The sequence below is a fragment of the Streptococcus sp. SS4 genome (genome assembly GCF_030440125.1).
In the GTDB taxonomy this organism is placed as follows: Bacteria; Bacillota; Bacilli; order Lactobacillales; family Streptococcaceae; genus Streptococcus.
The window spans coordinates 174,705-196,889 of sequence record NZ_JAQFJM010000005.1 but is presented as its reverse complement, the minus strand read 5'-3'; the positions used below and the strand labels follow the sequence as shown (position 1 = coordinate 196,889).

General features: G+C 39.1%; 3 protein-coding genes and 1 pseudogene. 1 reads left to right on the top strand and 3 read right to left on the bottom strand.

Annotated features, from left to right (window positions below; genetic code table 11):
- On the bottom strand, nucleotides 1-3,127 hold a 3,127-nt coding region (locus tag PCY16_RS05995), incomplete at its 3' end, for a YSIRK-type signal peptide-containing protein (protein WP_201710031.1).
- Nucleotides 3,128-3,700: 573 nt separating this feature from the next.
- Here PCY16_RS05995 and PCY16_RS05990 point away from each other — a divergent pair.
- Nucleotides 3,701-4,236: pseudogene (locus tag PCY16_RS05990) on the top strand (transposase); the annotation flags it as partial.
- A 40-nt stretch (nucleotides 4,237-4,276) separates the two neighbouring features.
- Here the strand turns inward: PCY16_RS05990 and PCY16_RS05985 are convergent.
- On the bottom strand, nucleotides 4,277-20,215 hold the full coding sequence (locus tag PCY16_RS05985; protein ID WP_301354393.1) for an SspB-related isopeptide-forming adhesin: 15,939 nt from the start codon (nucleotides 20,213-20,215) through the stop codon (nucleotides 4,277-4,279).
- Nucleotides 20,216-20,743: 528 nt separating this feature from the next.
- Nucleotides 20,744-21,832: a hypothetical protein gene (locus PCY16_RS05980; RefSeq protein WP_195413493.1), complete on the bottom strand. Its 1,089-nt coding sequence runs from the start codon at nucleotides 21,830-21,832 to the stop codon at nucleotides 20,744-20,746.
- Nucleotides 21,833-22,185: the final 353 nt, after the last annotated feature.

Genomic DNA, 22,185 nt, shown 5'->3' with positions numbered 1-22,185 from the left:
TCTTGTTGCCATCTTTATCGTAGAGGGCTACTGTTGAGCCTGGCTCTGCAGTCACTTCAACTGGATCTTTAGTTCCTGCTTTACCTGTTAGATCTGTCTTAACTTCTGGTTTCGCTGGAGCTGTTGTATCTTTGACTACAAATTCTGTTAATGGTTTTGTATCTTTAGAACCATCTTTATAGGTTACAACAACATTGTTTCCATCTTTTTCCACTTTATCAACAACTTTTGAAGCATCTTCTACTTCCTGACCTTTTTTGTCAGCTAAACGTGCATCTGGATTGTTTTGAGAATATTCAACTTTAACTTTCTCTTTAATTTTTTCAAACTCTTTATCAGTAACATTGTTAGCATTTGATACGGTTACTTTATCTGCTTCTGATGGAGTTTTGATATCATATTTTTTAGTTTGTGCTTTTAATACGAAAGTTACTGCACCTGGGTCAGTCAGGTAAGTACCAACTACTTCTCCATTATTTTTAGTTTTTGTTGCATTATTGGAAATCTCTGCACCATCTGTATCTGTTGCTGTTGCAAAACGAGTTACAAGCTCCAGAGAGTCGTTTTCTGTTTTTGGAAGTCTACTTTCAGCAATACCAGAAACTTGTCCAGTAACTTTAATTTTTGCTGGTGTAGCAGTTTCAGAATTAATCGCTGTTACAGTGTAGCCCCATTCATTATTTTGTTTTTCTGGGTTCCCATCAATATTATTTAAGGCAATATTTCCACCTTTTCTTAATGATGCGGATTTAATTTTTCCAGAATCGTCGTTAAAGGTAATATCAACGTCAGCTTCTTCTCCAGTATATAGATAAACTTCTTTTTTGTTTGGAGCTGGATCTGAATATGGAATCTCTACTGTAGGAGCCTCGTTTTGACGTGCAGGATTTACAACTACAGTAACTTCAATCTCACCTGACTCTTTACCTTGGCTATCAACAGCTTTATACTTAACTGTATAAGTGCCTGGGGTGTTTGTATCAACTGTCTTGGTTGCTGTGTTTCCATTTACTGAAACGACTTCAGCATGTACCTTATCACCTAGTGTTGCTTGAGCATCATCTTCTTTATCTGCCACTGTCACAAGAGAAGTAAGGTCCAGTTGAGCACCTTGTTCGACAGTTTTTCTGTTTCCTTCAACAGCTGAAGCAATAGTTGGTGCCTGGTTTTCTACTGAGCGCGATTGCCATCCAGCCACACTTGAGAAACCACCTTCCACCACATTTGAGATAGATGATACTTCTGTACCTGCAATCTTATCAGCCATTGTGAGGACAATCGTATCTTGGAACTTACCGTTCTCAACTGATTTGACAGTTGCCTTATCTGACTTTTGTGACACCCATGCAGCTGATAAACTGTCACGTTTGACTGGAACTTCAACTGTTTGACCTGCAGTATCTGTATAGCGCAAGTAAGCAATACCTGCATCATGAGGAACCTTAAGAGTAACCTCTTTTTGTCCTGCTACAACTGCATCCTGGTTAGTAGTCAAGCTTGAAGGTTCAACCGTTGTCTCACCGATTGATACTGGAACTGTGCGACGACTACTTTCTGTTCCGTCAACCGTTTGAGTCACCTGAACAGTTTGACGTGGTTTGATAGTCGTACCCTCACCCTGATTGTTGTTCAAGGCTGTTGGAAGCTCACCTGTAGTCCAGTTACCACTACTGTCAACAGTGACGTTACCGATGTTTTGCTCCTGACCATCGATATAAAGTTTGATAGTTGCCCCTGGAACCCCTGTCCCTGAAAGAGTGCTTGAAGTCGACGCCACTGTCTGAACAGGAACATTGATAGAAGTGTTCGTCAAGTTTGGAGTCACACTTGGTGCACCAACCTGACTAACCAAGTTCTTGTCGTACTTACCTGAGATAGCATACCAGTTATTCCTTGGTAGCCCTGTCTTAGATTCAACTCCGGCAATATAAGAAATGACTTGTGATGAGTCTTCAACTATTGTACGGTACTTAATAGTAAACTTGCGAGCACTAGAACTATTAGATAATTGGAGGACATATACCTTTTTTGTATCCCCCATAACACCGCTAAGACCATCTACATTATTGTAATCCCTTCCGACAGTATTTTTGACACGCCATTCAAGTTTATTACCTGCGTCAACATACTGAACACCTTCTGCATTTGCTGAACCAGCACCTGATTCTTTATTTGCATCCTTCCAGCCATCGCGATCTGCGTAAGCACCAGCGTAATCTGTCACAACATTGTAAGGGTCAGATACATTCTTTGGAATTGTGAAATAGTAGTATCCTCCCATCCTATCGTACTGAGCCTCGTTAAAGGTTACAGTCCACTCTAATACTGGGCGACCTTGACCAGATGGATCAGTTGCGACTGTCTTCCCATTGACTACCTCATAGTCGTCCAACTGTCTGTATTCAATCTTAGCACGTTGAGTTGGAGTCCCACTGTTTACTTGAGCAGTTCGATTTTGGTAAACATATTTAATATCTCTTCCTTCCATCGAACGTTCTTGCCCTACTGCACGACGACTACGCACACGAGGCACATTTGCCGTTTCTGACACCGTAACATTATTTGCACTAGCGCTCACTGTGCTTGCTGTAGTCGACGATGTTGTAGAAGCTGTGACTGAACGAGATGCCTCTGAAGCAGTTGCTGGTTTTGCAGTTGATACATTTGTTGAGCCTGTAACTTCTGAAGCAACTACTGGACTTGTTGAGGTTGATGCTGATGAAGCCGGCGCTGAACTTGTAGCACTTGTTGAAGCTGGTGCTGTTGAAGCCGGCGCTGAACTTGTAGCACTTGTTGAAGCTGGTGCTTCCGAACTTACTGCTACACTTGATGCAACTGAGCTTGTAGGTGCAACCGACGTCGCTGTAACTGTTTCAGTAGCTGCTGGTGCTACCGTAGCAGTTGCTGCACTTTCTGGTGCTGTGCTTGGCGAAGTTGCGGTCGGAACTCCTTCACCTTGACTTGCACTTAGAGCTGTAGCTGCAACCGTTGCTCCATCAGATGTCGTTTCATCCGCTTGAGCTGTGTGACCAATCATGATCAAAGTACCAAGCAAGACCGAGCAGACTCCGATATTCAATTTACGAATCGAGAAACGACTCTTCTTACTAAAGATATCTTTACCCATATTTCCTCCTAGACAAGGAATCATTAGATTTTGATTACTCTTGTCTCTTCTAAAAATAATATAAATTGAATTTCCCTAATGCCAAATATATCACATTATTAGAATTGAATAAACATTTTATTGTCATAAAATTAATTTTATATATATTTTTTTAAAAACTAACATAAGCAAATTTTTTCTATATTAGTCTCATCTTACACATTATCTTTATGCAGAAATTTGAAACCTTACAAATATAAATTAATAAGCAAAAACAAACTTTATATAAACGATTAAAAACCTTACAAAATCTATGCTTTCCCCTTGTTAAAAGCTTTACAATTTTCGAAAAACAGAATGATTCTTACGTTTTATACTTTCAATCTATATAGGATAATTCACAATAAAATTAATATTTAGATCCAGAAATATACATATTTTTAGATTTATTAACGATTTTACATTAGAAAAATGTCGATATTTTTAATGATTCAATTTCCCATCAAACTTTATTTTTGACTGAATAATTAAAAACTGCTCTTTAATGTCTGTAATCGCTAAAACTGCTCTAGAGATTATAGAGCCGATATTTTTAAGACTAGAATTGCGATTATGAACCATTTCGACAAGAAATCACTACCTTGTCGAGCCTTGAAAAATTACTGACAACACTTTCAAAAAGACAGCCATAGGTTATCCCTAAACTGTTACTATTCAAAGACTTTTCGTCAAACTTTAGCACCACATGAAGTCGTTTAGAAGACACTGAAGTTCTCAGAAGAACTCGCCAATTATTATAACTTCTATCAGCTTTTGCTTTTTCACTTTCAAGAAAAAAGAGTGGATGAGTTTTTTGAACTCATAGAGGAGAATATAAGCAATGTCAATCATTACTTCCAAACATTCTTTAGGACTTTTTTTAAACATAGACAATACAAAAAAATGTTTTAGAAGCACATTATTCGATTGCAAAATTAGAAGATGGCAATATACTTAACAAGCATATCAAAGATTTGAGATCTGGTTTAAAAAAATTAATCAGCTTTAGAAAGCTTGTATTTATAACTTTGAACATCACAAAAGAGACTCACCCCTTATGGGATGAGTCTCTTTTTCGAAAACTGAAATAGTCTAACTAACTATGTTGAGGGATTTAACCTATGAACTATCTTAGTCTTCTTTTTTGCGTTTTCCTGCCAAACCAAGTCCAGCTGCCGCAAGGATTCCTCCGAGAGCCATAGCTGCCATAGACGCATCATCACCTGTTTCAGGGAGTGCTGGTCCTTTAGGAGCTTCTGGTGTAGTTGGTGGTGTCACTGGTGGAACCACTGGAGTTGGAGGAGTCGGTGGTGTTGGTGGTGTTGGAGGAGTTGGTGGTGTTGGAGGAGTTGGTGGAGTCGGTGGTGTTGGAGGAGTCGGTGGTGTCACAATATTGTTGAACTCAGTATCTTCTGGCAATTGAGAAGTTACTGTCAAGACTTTACCGTCTTTAGTTACTGAAACAACGACTGTAGCAACCATCTTATCGTAGGTAACAGTTGCATCGTTACCTTGTACTTCTTCTACTGTGTAGACGTGAGTACCTTCTTCACCACGTTTGTACTCAAGAGCAGAGAACTTGATCTTACCGTTAGCATCATTGCTTACAGTTTCGATCACATTACCCTTGCTGTCTTTAAGTACGAAACTAAACTCACCAGCTTTAAGTTCACGACCTTCAAGTTTCTTAGTGAATTCAAACTCAACCTTAGTTGGGATATTGACTACACGTTTTTCTGTTGGTTTTTCTGGTTTTTCAACAGATTTCTTAGTTGGATCGTATTGGTGAACGATTTGTGACGCAGTATTTTCGATGTCTACACCATCTTTAGCAGTACCTTTGATAGTTGCAGGAATATCGAACTTGTAGTAGCGTCCGAATGCCAATTTGGCAGTATCGATCACTTGTGTGTTTTCTGCATCACCGAGTGACTTAGTAAGGTCAGACTTAGATGTTGCAGTAATTACACCATTTTCAACCTTGATGTCAAACTTAGCTGTCACATCTTCTCCTGTTACAGAGTCGTATGCTTTAATATCTGCGACATTGATGTTCAAGTTTTCGCTGTCATATTTATCTGTAACACCAACAGATTGGATATTTTGAGCGTCAGTGAAGTTGTTTGTATCAAGCCATACTTGGTAGACAAACTTATCACCTTTCTTGAGTGTCTTAGTATTAAGGTTTTCAGCTTCGTTATTAGCTGTGCTGTCAGCGTAAGGATCTTTATTAGTATCGCCTACTTTATCTTTCAACTCAGCATCATCATCAACAAGTTTCATACCAGTGATATCGAATTTTTCTTTAGAAACAACGTATTTCTCTGGTTGGAACTTAGGTTTTTCTGGTGGACGAACAGTATTGTTGAATTCTTTATCTGCTGGATCAGTAACCTTAGTGATAAGAGCTTTGGCTTTACCATCATGTGATACTTCAACAGTGACAAGAGCTTTCATACCGTCGTATTGAACAGTACCGTCAGTACCTTTAACTTCTTCTACTGTGTACTTGTAAGTGCCTTCTTGGCCTTTCTTGTACTCAATAGGTGAGAATTTAACGTTACCTTTAGCGTCATTGCTTACAGTTTCAAGAGTCTTACCTTCTGAATCTTTAAGCACGAAGCTGAATTCGTTAGCTTTAAGCTCACGGCCTTCCAAACGTTTAGTGAAGTTGAATTCTACTGAAATTGGAACACTGTTAACACGTTTTTCAGTTGGTACGTTTGGTTTTTCAACTTTCTTAGTTGTTGGGTTGTAGTAGTTAACAACTTGGGCTGCTGTATTTTCGATATCCACACCGCCAGCGACGTCTGCTTTCACCGTTGCAGGAATATCAAATTTATAGTAGCGACCAAACTCGAACTTAGTAGTGTCGATAACTTGAGTGTTTTCAGCATCGCCAAGTGACTTAGTGAAGCCATCTTTAAGGTTAGCTGTAACAACACCATTTTCAACCTTAATGTCGAACTTAGATGTTACATCCGCACCTGATACTGAATCGTAAGCCTTGATTGCTGATGCATCGACATCCAACTTAGTTTCATCGTAGTCATCAGTGATACCAACAGTTTGGATATGATCCTTGTTGTTAGCGTCAAATTGAGTTGTATCAAGCCATACTTGGTAGTAAAGTTTTTGACCAGGTTTAACTGACTTAGTATTCAAGTTTTCCAATTCGTTGTTTGATGCATCATCAGCGTAAGGGTTGGTATTTGTATCTGCAACCTTATTAGCCAATTCTTTATCATCATCAACAAGTTTAGTACCTGTTACGTCGAATTTCGCTTCAGAAACAACATATTTTTCTGGTTGGAACTTAGGTTTTTCTGGTGGACGAACAGCATTGTTGAATTCTTTATCAGCAATTTCACCAACAGTTGCTACAAGAGCTTTAGCAGTACCATCATGAGAAACAGTGATTGTTACATTCGCTTTCATTGTATCGTATGTAACAGTTGCATCAGTTCCTTTGACTTCTTCTACTGTGTACTTGTGAACGCCTTCTTGGCCTTTCTTGAATTCAAGTTTAGAGAATTTAACGTTACCAGCTGCATCATTCTTAACAGTTTCAACAACTTTACCTGCTGCATCCTTCAACTCGAATGTGAATTCGTTAGCTTTAAGCTCACGACCTTCCAAACGTTTAGTGAAGTTGAATCCGACTTCAACTGGAACACTGTTAACACGTTTTTCAGTTGGTACCTTAGGTGTTTCAACCTTCTTAGTTGTTGGGTTGTAGTAGTGAACAACTTGTCCAGCTGTATTTTCAATATCTACACCACCAGGAACAGTGTCTTTAACAGTGGTTGGGATATCAAATTTATAGTAACGACCAAAGGCAAACTTAGTTGTGTCGATAATTTGAGTGTTTGCAGCATCACCAAGTGACTTAGTGAAGCCATCTTTAAGGTTAGCTGTGATTACACCGTTTTCAACTGTGATGTCGAATTTAGCGGTAACATCTTCACCTGTTACTGAATCGTAAGCTTTAATCTTAGTAGCGTCAAGTTCCAACTTAGTTTCGTCGTAGTCATCAGAGATACCAACTGTTTGGATGTAATCCTTGTTGTTGGCGTCGAATTTAGTTGTATCGAGCCATACTTGGTAAACAAGTTTATCACCACGTTTAACAGACTTAGTATTCATGTTTTCCAATTCGTTGTTTGATGCATCATCAGCGTAAGGATTAGCATTTGTATCTGCAACCTTGTTAGCCAATTCTTTATCATCATCAACGAGCTTAGTACCCGTGATATCGAATTTTGCTTCAGAAACAACATATTTTTCTGGTTGGAACTTAGGTGTTTCTGGTGGGCGAACTTTGTTGTTGAACTCTTTATCGTTAGCACTTGAAGCGAATCCGCCTGTTGAAGCGTGGTTAACGACAGTTGTGAGAACTTTGCCTTCCTTAGTAACTTCCACTGTTACAGTTGCTTTCATAGCATCGTAAGTGATTGAAGTATCTTTACCAGCTACTTCTTCAACTGTGTAAGTGAATGTCTTACCAAGATCTGCTTTGCTGAACAAGAGTTTTTCAAACTTGATGTGACCATCTTTATCGTTGGTTACTGTTTGAAGAACCTTGTTGTCTTTGTCTTTCAATACGAAGCTGAACTCACCTGCAGTCAACTCACGGCCTTCAAGTCGTTTAGTGAAGTTGAACTCGAGTGGAACTGGAACGTTGTTTTCACGTGTTTGAGTTGGTTTTTCAGGAGTTGTAACTTTCTTATTGAATGGGTTGTACTGGTGAATTGTTTGGTTGGCTGTATTTTCAATATCTACACCGTCGTTAGCATCAATGTCTTTAACAACAGCTGGGATATCAAATTTATAGTAACGACCAAACTCGAATTTAGTTGTATCGATGACTGGAGTAGCATCTGTTGCACTAATAGCTTTAGTCAAGCTTGCTTTAGATGTACCATAGAGAACACCATTTTCAACTTTAATATCGAACTTGTCTGTAACATCCTTACCAGTGATACCATCGTAAACCTTGATTTCAGAAGCGTCGATATCGAGCTTAGCTTCTTCGTAGTTATCTGTGATACTAACTGTTTGAAGGTTGCTTTCTGCAGTGAAGTCACGAGTATCAAGCCATACTTGATAGTAGATCTTTTGACCACGTTTGAGGGTCTTACCATTCAAGTTTTGGATTTCAACTTTATCAGCTGAATCGTCGTCATCAGCAAGTTTGTTACCAATGATGTCGAAGCTTGGTTCTGAAACAACGTATTTCTCTGGTTTGAAGTTAGGAGTTACGTTGTTATCGAAGACACGATCGTCACCACCATAAGCATCTCCACCTACTGTAGCGTAAGAGATAACTGTTGACAATTGATCTCCTACTGAAGGTTGGATAACTTGAACAGTAACATTGACTTTCATGTTATCGTAAGTAACAGTTGTATCAGTTCCTTTAACTTCTTCTACTGTGTAGTTGAATGTCTTACCAAGATCTGCTTTAGCATAGTTGATAGTAGAGAATTTAACTTTACCTTCGGCATCATTCTTAACTGTTTCAAGAACATTACCTTTTTCATCTTTCAATTCGAAAGTAAATTCTTTATCTTGCAACTTACGTCCGTTAAGGGTCTTACCGAAGATCAACTCAATAGCAGTTGGAACGTTGTTAACACGTTTTTCAGTTGGTTTGTTAGGTGTTTCAACTTTCTTAGTAGTTGGGTTGTAGTAGTTAACGACTTGAGCTGCTGTATTTTCAATTTCAGCACCATCGTAAGCACCGTCAGTAACCTTAGCTGGGATGACAAACTTGTAGTAACGTCCAAATTCGAACTTAGTTGTGTCGATCACTTGAGTGTTTTCTGCATCACCAAGTGACTTAGTGAAGCCAGCTTTAAGGTTAGCAGTAATCACACCGTTAGCGATTGAGATATCAAACTTGTCAGTAACATCAGCACCAGTCTTACCATCGTAAGCCTTGATATCTGATTGCTTAACTTCCAATTTAGCTTCATCGTAATCATCAGTGATACCAACAGATTGGATGTTATCCTTATTGTTTGCATCAAATTGATTTGTATCAAGCCATACTTGATAGTTAATAGTGTCGCCACGTTTAACAGCTTTAGTATTGATGTTTTCTGCTTCGTTTTTACCTACGATTTCACCATTTGAAAGTTTCTTACCTTCTGAAAGATCTGCATATGGGTTAGCGTTTGTATCTGCGTACTTGTCAGCCAACTCTGCATCATCATCAAGAAGTTTAGTACCAGTGATATCGAACTTACCGTTACCATCGCTAAGAACGTATTTCTCTGGTTGGAACTTAGGTTCTTCTGGAGGTGTAACACGGTTGTTAAATTCTTTATCCGCAATGTCGCCTACAGTCGCGATAAGTACTTTAGCTGTACCATCGTGTTTAACTGTGACTGTTACATTCGCTTTCATTGTGTCGTATGTAACGGTTGCGTCGCTTCCTTTAACTTCTTCTACTGTGTAGTTGTGTACGCCTTCTTGGCCTTTCTTGAACTCAAGTTTAGAGAATTTAACGTTACCTGATGCATCGTTGCTTACAGTTTCAAGAGTCTTACCTTCTGAATCTTTAAGAACGAAGCTGAATTCGTTAGCTTTAAGCTCACGGCCTTCCAAACGTTTAGTGAAGTTGAATTCCACTTCAACTGGTACGTTGTTAACACGTTTTTCAGTTGGTTTGCTTGGCTTTTCAACTTTCTTAGTTGTTGGATTGTAGTAGTTAACTACTTGAGCCGCAGTGTTTTCGATATCTACTCCGCCAGGAACATCAGCTTTAACTGTTGTTGGGATGTCGAACTTGTAGTAACGTCCGAAGGCGAATTTAGTTGTGTCGATCACTTGAGTGTTTTCTGCATCGCCAAGTGACTTAGTGAAGCCATCTTTAAGAGTTGCAGTAATCACACCGTTGTTAACAGTGATATCGAATTTAGCTGTAACATCATCACCTGTTACTGAATCGTAAGCTTTGATCTTAGTAGCGTCAAGATCCAACTTAGTTTCATCGTAGTCATCTGAGATTCCTACTGATTGGATGTTGTCCTTGTTAGCTGCGTCAAATTTAGTTGTATCCAACCATACTTGGTAAACCAACTTGTCGCCACGTTTAACAGTCTTGGTATTCAAGTTTTGAGCTTCGTTGTTTGAGGCATCGTCCGCATATGGGTTCGCATTGGTATCTGCGTACTTGTCTGCCAACTCTTTATCATCATCAACGAGTTTGTCGCCTGTGATATCAAATTTCTCTTCAGAAACAACGTATTTCTCTGGTTGGAACTTAGGTTCTTCTGGAGGAGTTACACGGTTGTTAAATTCTTTATCCGCAATGTCGCCTACAGTCGCGATAAGAACTTTAGCTGTTCCATCGTGTTTAACTGTAACTGTTACATTCGCTTTCATTGTGTCGTATGTAACGGTTGCGTCGCTTCCTTTAACTTCTTCTACTGTGTAGTTGTGTACGCCTTCTTGACCCTTCTTGAATTCAAGAGCTTTGAACTTAACGTTACCTGATGCATCATTGCTTACAGTTTCAAGAGTCTTACCTTCTGAATCTTTAAGAACGAAGCTGAATTCGTTAGCTTTAAGCTCACGGCCTTCCAAACGTTTAGTGAAGTTGAACTCTACTTGTACTGGTACGCTGTTTACACGTTTTTCAGTTGGTTTGCTTGGTTTTTCAACTTTCTTAGTTGTTGGGTTGTAGTAGTTAACTACTTGAGCCGCAGTATTTTCGATGTCTACTCCACCTTTAACATCCGCTTTAACAGTTGCTGGAATATCAAACTTGTAGTAACGTCCGAATTCGAATTTAGTTGTGTCAATGATTTGAGTGTTTTCTGCGTCGCCAAGTGACTTAGTGAAGCCATCTTTAAGGGTTGCAGTAATCACACCATTGTTCACAGCAATATCGAATTTAGCTGTCACATCCGCACCAGTCTTACCATCGTATGCTTTAATAGCTGAAGCTTCAACGTCGACTTTTGCCTCATCGTAGTCATCTGAGATTCCTACTGATTGGATGTTGTCTTTGTTGTTTGCGTCAAATTTAGTTGTATCCAACCATACTTGGTAAACAAGTTTTTGACCTGGTTTAACTGATTTAGTATTGATATTCGCTGCTTCGTTATTAGATGCATCGTCCGCATATGGGTTCGCATTGGTATCTGCGTACTTGTCTGCCAACTCTTTATCATCATCTAATAATGAAGTTCCAGTTAAATCAAATTCTTTTTCGTTTAGAACATATTTCTCTGGATTGAATTCTGGAGTTTCTGGAGGTGTAACACGGTTGTTAAATTCTTTGTCCGCAATGTCGCCTACAGTCGCGATAAGAACTTTAGCTGTTCCATCGTGTTTAACTGTAACTGTTACATTCGCTTTCATTGTATCGTATGTAACGGTTGCGTCTGAGCCTTTAACTTCTTCTACTGTGTAGTTGTGTACGCCTTCTTGACCCTTCTTGAATGACATAGCTGAGAACTTAACGTTACCAGATGCATCGTTGCTTACAGTTTCAAGAGTCTTACCTTCTGAATCTTTAAGGACGAAGCTGAATTCGTTAGCTTTAAGCTCACGGCCTTCCAAGCGTTTAGTGAAGTTGAATTCTACTTCAACTGGAACGTTGTTAACACGTTTTTCAGTTGGTTTGTTTGGTTTTTCAACAGTCTTGCTTACTGGGTTGTAATAGTTAACAACTTGGGCAGCTGTATTTTCGATGTCTGAACCACCAGGTACATCAGCTTTAACTGTTGCTGGAATATCAAACTTGTAGTAACGTCCAAATTCAAATTTAGTTGTATCAATGATTTGAGTATTTTCTGCGTCGCCAAGTGACTTCGTGAAGCCAGCTTTAAGTGTTGCAGTCATCACACCATTTTCAACTTTAATGTCAAATTTATCAGTGACATCAGCACCAGTTACTGAATCGTAAGCTTTGATTGCTGAACCATCTACATCAACTTTCGTTTCATCAAAGTCATCAGTGATTCCTACAGTTTGAACATTTTCTTTGTTAGTTGCTGAGAATTTAGTTGTATCCAACCATACTTGGTAGTAGATCTTATCTCCGCGGTTAACAGTCTTGGTATTGATGTTTTCTGCTTCGTTATTATCAGCTTTATCTACATATGGATCGGTATTTGTTTCACCATATTTATCAGTCAACTCAGCATCATCATCAAGAAGCTTGTTATCAGTGATAGAGAATTTAGCTGTATTCAATACATATTTCTCTGGTTGGAACTTAGGTTCTTCTGGAGGTGTTACACGGTTGTTAAATTCTTTATCCGCAATGTCGCCTACAGTCGCGATAAGAACTTTAGCTGTACCATCGTGTTTAACTGTGACTGTTACATTCGCTTTCATTGTGTCGTATGTAACGGTTGCGTCTGAGCCTTTAACTTCTTCTACTGTGTAGTTGTGTACGCCTTCTTGACCCTTCTTGAATTCAAGAGCTTTGAACTTAACGTTACCTGATGCATCGTTGCTTACAGTTTCAAGAGTCTTACCTTCTGAATCTTTAAGCACGAAGCTGAATTCGTTAGCTTTAAGCTCACGGCCTTCCAAACGTTTAGTGAAGTTGAATTCCACTTCAACTGGTACGTTGTTAACACGTTTTTCAGTTGGTTTGCTTGGTTTCTCAACTTTCTTAGTAGTTGGGTTGTAGTAGTTAACTACTTGAGCAGCTGTATTTTCAATATCCACACCACCAGGTACATCAGCTTTAACTGTTGTTGGGATGTCGAACTTGTAGTAACGTCCAAAGGCGAATTTAGTTGTGTCGATAACTTGAGTGTTTTCTGCGTCGCCAAGTGACTTAGTGAAGCCAGCTTTAAGAGTTGCAGTAATTACACCGTTGTTAACAGTGATATCGAATTTAGCTGTAACATCATCACCTGTTACTGAATCGTAGGCTTTGATCTTAGTAGAATCAAGTTCCAACTTAGTTTCATCGTAGTCATCTGAGATTCCTACTGATTGGATGTTGTCCTTGTTAGATGCGTCGAATTTAGTTGTATCCAACCATACTTGGTAAACTAATTTTTGACCACGTTTAACAGTCTTAGTATTCAAGTTTTGAGCTTCGTTGTTTGAGGCATCGTCAGCGTATGGGTTCGCATTTGTGTCTGCGTACTTGTCTGCCAACTCTTTATCGTCATCAACGAGCTTGTCACCTGTGATATCGAATTTTTCTTCAGAAACAACGTATTTCTCTGGTTGGAACTTAGGTTCTTCTGGAGGTGTTACACGGTTGTTAAATTCTTTATCAGCAGGGTCTGTCACGTTTGTGATCAAGGCTTTCGCTGTACCATCATGAGAAACAGTAACGGTTACAACAGCAGCCATTTCATCGTAAGTGACAGTTGCATCTGTACCCTTAACCTCTGTTACAGTGTACTTGTAAGTACCTTCTTGACCCTTCTGGTATTTAAGGGCTGTAACAGTTTTACCAGCTTTATTTGTGTACTCTACTGGAGAGAATTTAATCTTACCAGCTGCATCGTTGGTTGCAGTTGCAATCACAACATTGTCGCTGTCTTTCAACTCGAATGTGAATTCGCCAGCTTTAAGGTCGCGACCTTCCAATTTCTTAGTGAAGTTGAATTCTACTGAGATTGGAACACTATTTACACGTTTTTCAGTTGGTTTGTTTGGTTTTTCAACTTTCTTGCTTACTGGGTTGTAGTAGTTAACAACTTGAGCTGCTTTGTTTTCGATATCTGCACCAGCTACAACATCGTCTTTCACTGTTGCTGGAATATCAAATTTATAGTAGCGTCCAAATTCGAATTTAGTTGTATCAATGATTTGAGTGTTTTCAGAGTCGCCAAGTGACTTAGTGAAGCCTGCTTTAAGGTTAGCTGTAAGAACACCGTTGTTATCAGTGATATCGAACTTGTTAGTAACATCTGCACCAGTAACTGAGTCGTAAACCTTGATATCTGAAGCATTAACAGTCAATTTATCTTTGTCGTAGTTATCTGTGATTCCTACTGTTTGGATATTGTCTTTGTTAGCTGCGTCAAACTTAGTTGTATCCAACCATACTTGGTAGTAAAGTTTAGATCCACGTTCAACTGTCTTGGTATTCAAGTTTTCAGCTTCGTTGTTGTTTGTATTATCGACATATGGATTTGTGTTTGTTTCACCATATTTATCTGTCAATTCAGAATCGTCATCAACGAGTTTAGTACCAGTGATATCGAATTTCGCTTTAGAAACAACGTATTTCTCTGGTTGGAACTTAGGTTCTTCTGGTGGAGTTACTGTATTGTTGAACTCTTTATCAGCAGCATCTGTTACGTTGGCAACGATTGCTTTAGCTGTACCGTCGTGTGATACAACCACTTTAACAGTAGCAACCATTGTGTCGTATTTGACAGTTGTATCTGTACCAGGAGTTTCTTCTACTGTGTAGTTGTATGTCTTACCAAGATCATCACGACCAAATTTAAGAGTCTTGAAGACAATCTTACCAGCAGCGTCGTTCTTCACGCGTTCAACTTCAACGCCGTCTTTCTTCAATACGAATTCGAATTCGTTAGCTTGAAGTTCACGACCTTCCAAACGTTTTGTGAAGTTCATTTCCACTGGAACTGGAACGCTGTTAACACGTTTTTGTGTTGGTTTTTCAGGTTTTTCAACCGTCTTGCTTACTGGGTTGTAAACGTGAACTGTTTGGTTGGCTGTATTTTCAATATCAGCACCAGCTTTAACAGATTCTTTAACAGTTGCTGGGATATCAAATTTATAGTAACGTCCAAAGGCGAATTTAGTAGTATCGATAACAGGGTTGTTTACTTTATCTTTGATAAATTCATCTTTAGAAGTTGCAGTGATTGTGCCATTTTCAACTTTGATGTCGAATTTAGCAGTCACGTCTGCACCAGTTACTGAATCGTAAGCTTTGATGTCAGAAGCGTTTACATCCAATTTATCAGCGTCGTATGTATCAGATACACCAACGTATTGAACGTTGTTAGATTCTGTGAATTTAGTAGTATCAAGCCATACTTGGTATACCAATTTAGAACCGCGTTCAACAGTCTTAGTATTCAAGTTTTCTGGTTCGTTGTTGGCAACACCATCAACATATGGATTGGCGTTTGTTGCTGTGTACTCGTTACCAGGAACATCATCGTCATCATCCATCAACTTGTCACCAGTGATGTCATATTTCTCTTTAGAAACGACAAATTTTTCTGGTTGGAATTCAGGAGGTGTTGGAGGAGTTACTTTGTTGTTGAATTCTTTATCGGCAGTACCGTCAGTAGCATTACCGTTGGCATCAACCCCACCAGTTGAAGATACGTTTGTGACCGTAGTCAATGAATGACCGTTCTTAGCAACTTCAACTGTAACAGTAGCTTTCATCTTATCGTAAGTCATACCAAACTCTTTGTTGGCTGGGATAACTTCTTCTACTGTATAAGTATGAGTACCAACTTTAGTGTTGTCGAATGACAAGTTAGAGAATGAAACATTACCAGCAGCATCATTCTTAACTGTTTCAACTACTGCACCTGTAGAATCTTTCAATACGAAGCTGAATTCACCAGCTTTAAGTTCACGACCTGCCAATTTCTTAGTGAAGTCAAACTTAGTTACAACTGGAGAAACCACATAGTTGTTGAACTCAGTGTCTTCAGGCATTGTAACAGCAGCGTTCAAAAGACCTGTTTGAGCGTCTTTTGTGACATTGACAGTCACAACTGCGTTCATTGAATCATAATCAATGTTTGTATCTGTTCCAGCTACTTCACGTACAGTGTAAGTGTGTGTACCTTCAGTTGCATATGAGATTGAATCAAATTGGATTGAACCATCAGCCGCATTCTTCTTAGTTTGGATCACATTGCCGTTTTCAAGCAATTCGAAGGTGAAGGCATTTGCTTCAAGAGTCTTACCTTCCAAACGTTTTGTGAAGCGGAATTGTGCTTGTGTTGGAGATGAAGTGAATGTATTGTTGAATTCTTTGTCGGCTGGAAGTGTATTAACAGCTTTAAGAACATGACCATCTTTAGTAACAGTAATTGTTACTTCAGCTTTCATTGTGTCATATTGCATACCAGCTTCAGAACCTTGAACTTCTTCAACAGTGTACTTGTGAGTACCAACTTGTGCGTTTGTGAATGTCAAATCGTCAAAGGCGATAACACCATTAGCATTGTTAGTCTTAGTTTGAAGAACAGTTCCGTTGGCATCTTTCAATACGAAGCTAAATTCACCATCTTTAAGAGCACGACCTGCAAGAGCTTTAGTGAAGTCAAAACGAGTCTTAACTGGTGCAACAGCAAAGTTATTGAACTCAGTATCTTCTGGCATTGTAACATTAGCAGTCAAGATACCAGATGCAGCATCTTTAGTAACGTTAACAGTTACTACTGCATTCATATCATCGTAATCGATGTTTGTATCTGTTCCAGCTACTTCACGTACAGTGTAAGTGTGAGAACCTTCTTTATCGTAAGAAATAGCGTCGAATTGGATTGTTCCGTCAGCCGCATTCTTCTTAGTTTGGATTACTTTACCATTTTCAAGTAATTCAAATGTGAAGGCATCCTTAGTAAGCTCTTTACCTTCAAGTTTCTTAGTAAACTTGAATTGTGCTTGTGTTGCAGCAGGTGTGAAAGTATTGTTGAATTCTGTATCTGAAGGAAGGGTATTTGTTGCTTTAAGTACGTGACCTTCTTTAGTAACAGTAATTGTTACTTCAGCTTTCATCGTATCATATTGCATTCCTGCTTCAGAACCTTGAACTTCTTCTACAGTGTACTTGTGAGTACCAACTTGTGTATTGTCAAAAGTCAAATCGTCAAAGGCTACAACACCTTCTTTAGTATTTGTCTTAGTTTGAAGAACTTTACCAGTTGAATCTTTCAATACGAAGCTAAATTCCCCGGCTTTCAACTCACGACCTGCGAGAGCCTTGCTAAAGTCAAACTTAGTCTTAACTGGAGCTACAGCAAAGTTGTTGAATTCAGTATCAGCTGGCATTGTAACGGCAGCATTCAAAAGACCTGTTTGAGCGTCTTTTGTGACATTTACAGTCACAACTGCGTTCATTGAATCGTAATCAATGTTTGTATCTGTTCCAGCTTTTTCACGTACAGTGTAAGTGTGTGTACCTACAGTTGCATATGAGATTGGGTCAAATTGAATTGAACCATCAGCCGCATTTTGTTTAGTTTGAATCACATTACCATTTTCAAGCAATTCGAATGTGAAGGCATTAGCTTCAAGAGTCTTACCTTCCAAACGTTTTGTGAAGCGGAATTGTGCTTGTGTTGCAGCAGGTGTGAAAGTATTGTTGAATTCTGTATCTGCAGGAAGAGTATTTGTTGCTTTAAGTACGTGACCTTCTTTAGTAACAGTAATTGTTACTTCAGCTTTCATCGTATCATATTGCATTCCTGCTTCAGAACCTTGAACTTCTTCTACAGTGTACTTGTGAGTACCAACTTGTGTATTATCAAAGGTCAAGTCATCAAAGGCTACAACACCTTCTTTAGTATTTGTCTTAGTTTGAAGAACTTTACCAGTTGAATCTTTCAATACAAAGCTGAATTCACCAGCTTTCAACTCTCGACCTGCAAGGGCTTTGCTGAAGTCGAAACGAGTCTTAACTGGAGCTACAACGTAGTTGTTGAAGATCTTATCAGTTGCACTTGAAGCAAAACCACCAGCACCACTGTATTTAACTGAAGCTTGCAAATCACCTTTAGAGTTCTCTGTAACAGTAACTGTCATAGTAACTGTCATTGCATCGTAATCAACGTTTGCATCTGAACCTGCAGTTTCAGTGATTGTGTAGATGTAAGTACCAACTTTATTGAAAGTTAAGTTACTAAATGTCGCTTTACCGTTTTTGTTAGTAACAGTTTCTTCATATGAAGGAAGTGATTTGTTTTCATTGACTTCTTTAATCTTGAAGCTGAATTCACCATCAACAAGTACACGTCCTTCAAGTTGTTTTTCAACTTCTGGAGTAACTGTTACAGGTTCTTGCTTCACGTAGTAGTAAATAGGTTGTTTGTACGGTGTCAAAGTGTTGAGCAAGTCAACGTTGGTACCGATACCTCCTACCCCACGTTCCAATTGTGAGTTAGCTGAACCGTGTCCAATTCCATCTCCTAAGAATGGCACGAATACACTATGATATGGTGCATATCCAGAAGCTTTTTGGAAGTCAAATGGAACTTCTTTACCGTTTGGATAGTTTGTTTTTGCACCTGTTTTTTCATCAGTTACGGTATGTGCAATAGTGTAAAGAGGTGATTTTTTAACAACTAAGTCCTGTGAATTCCATTCACCTGGTTTAATTGGCTTAGTTTCTGCTAGCAACATATATCCATCGGTACTTAATGAACCATCAGAACGTTTGCTTTGTTGTCTTGGATCTAGCAAGTAAACACGAATAACGACTGAACCGTCTTCTCCAACAACTTCTTTGATACGTTTGATACCGTAACGGTCCGCATCCATGAATTTCGTACCAACGGTGTAAGGACGACTTACAGTACCTGATTGATCATTTGCGTCAGCAGTTTGGTAAAGTTTGTATCCATCAAATTGACGTTCGCCAGATGCTGTGAAACGTTGCCCTTCTTCAGCTTTAAGAGTGTATCTAGCTAACTCAACTTCATTACCATTTTCTTTATAATCTTGAACAGTTTTATCTGTTTTATTAGCGTTGAAAGTAGGGTTGTTTTTATCAACTACTTTATAGTAAGTTGTTTTATTGATTGTTACTGGTATTTTAGCATTTGAATCAGTAATTGTACGACCATTGTATGCTGGTTCAACAACGTTGATGATATCAGTTGTAGTACGAGCGTTATAAACCGCAGTATAAAGTGCTCGCTCTGCTTCTGTAAGTTTGTGTCCAGCAGCTACTAAGTCTGTGATACTCTTTCCAACTTCATAACCATTTTGAATAAATGGTTCTGCTTTTTTACCACTTGGAGCAGTCCCAGCTTTATAATCTACTTGGAAAGTTAATTGGCTATTAGACGCTGCCGTAGTAGTCGTGAATTTTTGAACACCACTAGAAGCAGTAACAGTTCTTGTTTCTACTACACTACCAGTGTTTTTGTCGAGCAATTCAACAGTTGTATCGGTAGAGTCATCAAATCTCTTATAAGCACGTGCATAATATTTTGTATTATAACGTTTATTGAATTCAGTAAGATCCCAAATAGCATACGTATAGAAGTCGCCTTCTTTAGCTTGATAACCAGCTGGTACAGTTTGAGATGCAACACTTGCACCATTAGGATCCGTCATATCAGGTGTAGCAACTTCACCGTCTTTTAGGAAAGTTGCTACAGCAACCGGCTCGTTATTGTGGTCTGTAGCGGCACGACGGTTACGACGGCTACGACTCATTGCCAAAGCTCCACCGTTAGTCATATCAGTTGCTGCACGGTCAAGTACTGCACTGCGATCTTCGGCTGCTGCTCTAACAGAGTAAGCACGTGCTGTAACATTTGGCTTAACACTTGTTGCTGCCGCCGCAGTTTCAGCTGCTGCTGTTTCTTCAGCTACTGGAGCGGCTGTTGCTGATGGACGGTTAGCCGCTGTTGCAGCTGGAGTTGCTGCAGCGGTTGTCGCTGATGCTGTTGTTTCAACGTTGTTGCTAGCTGCATTTGTAGATGCCGCTGCAGCTGGTTTAGCTGCTTCTGAAGTAGCTTTCTCAGTTGGTTTTGCAGTCTCTGAAGCTGGTTTAGCTGCTTCAGGTTTTGCAGTTTCTGTAGCAGTTTTTTCAGTTGTCTCTGCGGCAGCCTTATCTGTTGAAGCTTCTGGCGTCAAGTTAAATGTTGACGCAGTTGCATCAGTTGATGATACAGCCGCAGTAGGATCTGCTTGAGCTGTTGATGCTGTAGACGTCTCAACCAGGTCTGACGAACTTTCGCCCTCAACTGATGAACCAGGGTTTGATGAAGAAGCATCAGGTGCTGTGACTTCATCAGCCTGTGCAGTATGAGCAGCAAAGAGTGCCGTTCCTAGCAAGACTGAAGCGACACCAAACGAATATTTACGCAATGAAAATCGTTGGCGTCTGTTAAAAATGTCTTTCATTTCAAGTCTCCCTCTGTATGAAATAGTTAGTTATAGGTCACGAGTATACAAGAATCCTATACTTGAACTCATGATTCTATTACATTCTAACATTCTGACAATTCATGGTCAAGTGATTAAGTCAACTTTTTTAAAAAAAATCAAGTTGTCTGACAATTCAACCGATAACTTTTGCTCGTTTTTTATTCTTACAAGTGTAAAACCCTTGATTTTATTTGCTTTATACCGTTTTCAAATTTCTATTTTATTTTCTTTTCATTCCTAACTTTCTCATGATTTTCACGGAAGATGTTAGACTTATGAGAGGATTTAACTCATTTTATTGGCTGATTTCCTCACTTTGATTCTAATTTTCACCTTCTTATTACAAACCATCCGATTCTGTAACACCCTCGATAAACCATTGATATACAATTTAATAATCACCTTTCACAACTAAAGTCTCCCATTAGCATTTCAAAAACACTAAAAAACCCAAGTATCATAAACTTGGGTTCATAATCTTATTGGTTTCAGAGGTAAGTTCCTCTATTTTTTTCTGATATGGTTGTCATTCCAAGTCTGCAATTCTTGGTAGGACTTGACTTTCCCTTCTTCCTGAGTCGGTCTAAATGCCCTAACCGGTAACTCGTAGGCATCCTGGCCTTCAGGTGCCACCCAATGGAGTAAGGTATTGAACCAGGTTTCATTGTTAATCTTGCTTGGAATGGTGTAGATCCTAGCATGTTTGGTCTTAATCGCTTCATAAGCATCCTTATGCTCTTTGGCAAAGTTGGTACTATCCATATTGAGGCTTCTGTCTTTTTCAGAAATGTAATAAAGAGCAGGCAGACTCGCAATTGGTGTTTCTGTTGGATGATCTAGATCCTTACCATTAGTTGCACCTGGCCACATTTCAAGACCAAAAGGCTCTAAAGTCTTACGCATATCAACATTGGCGTAATCCAATTCCGAGTCCAAAGTATCCGAGTTAGCTGGAATATTCATTTCCTCAATCTTTTGTGTTTTCAGATTGAGGTATTTTTTATTAGAAGCAAAATCAGCTGATGACGCACCAAAAGGCATTTGTAAGTAAGCTTGCTCATTAAGCATGAAAAGCCTTAGACTTGCCTGATTTAAATAATCTTCATCCCCAGCTTTTTTAGCCCATTTCAAGAGGTCAATTTGTTTAGGTTTTTGATTTGGTTTTTCCGTGTCATACATATAGATATTAAAGTAGTAATACTTATAAAGTGTCTCACCCTTGGCATTTTTCTTACCAGATTCACCCCCCTTGTACTCTTGAGTGACTAAGTATTGACCAGCTACCCCCACAATGTTAAACATGTTTCTATCATGACCAGGATTTGGTGTCACAAGTAAAAATTCTTTATTATCTCCGAAGGTTTTCAGAGTGATTTTGAACAAGGGATCCTCTGCATTGCTGCCGGAATAGACAGTCGTACTCGACTTACTTGATGCAGCTGAACCTTTGGTAGCCTTACTGCTACTATTCACAGCAAAGAAGATAGCCGCCCCTGCGATTATAAAAAGCAATGCCAGTAAGAGACCTATAAAAACAATTCTTGTGGACTTATCCCCCTTAGGTGTTGGTTTCTTTACAAACTTATTTTCCATAAATAATCTCCATTTTAGTACTGATTCTAGTATAGCATAGGTGGAGACTGTTGATAAGGTGCATCGGCGGTCTAATAGGACTGGATATTTTATTTTCATTTGACAAAATCTCTCGGACAGCGTACAATCAAGGCAAGTAACATTCGGAGGTAAATGGAGACATGAACAACTAAGTCTATTCACAATAAACCTGCTTTATTTGATAGATTGTTTTCATGTCTTTTTTGCGCTCTTTTTCTGTAGAAAATTTATTGGTGGTATCTGCGTTTTTTTGCATCCACACCATCACTATCTCCTAGAGGGCTTTTTAGCTAGACTCAAAACGGTTCTATCCTATAAGGTAGGACTGTTTT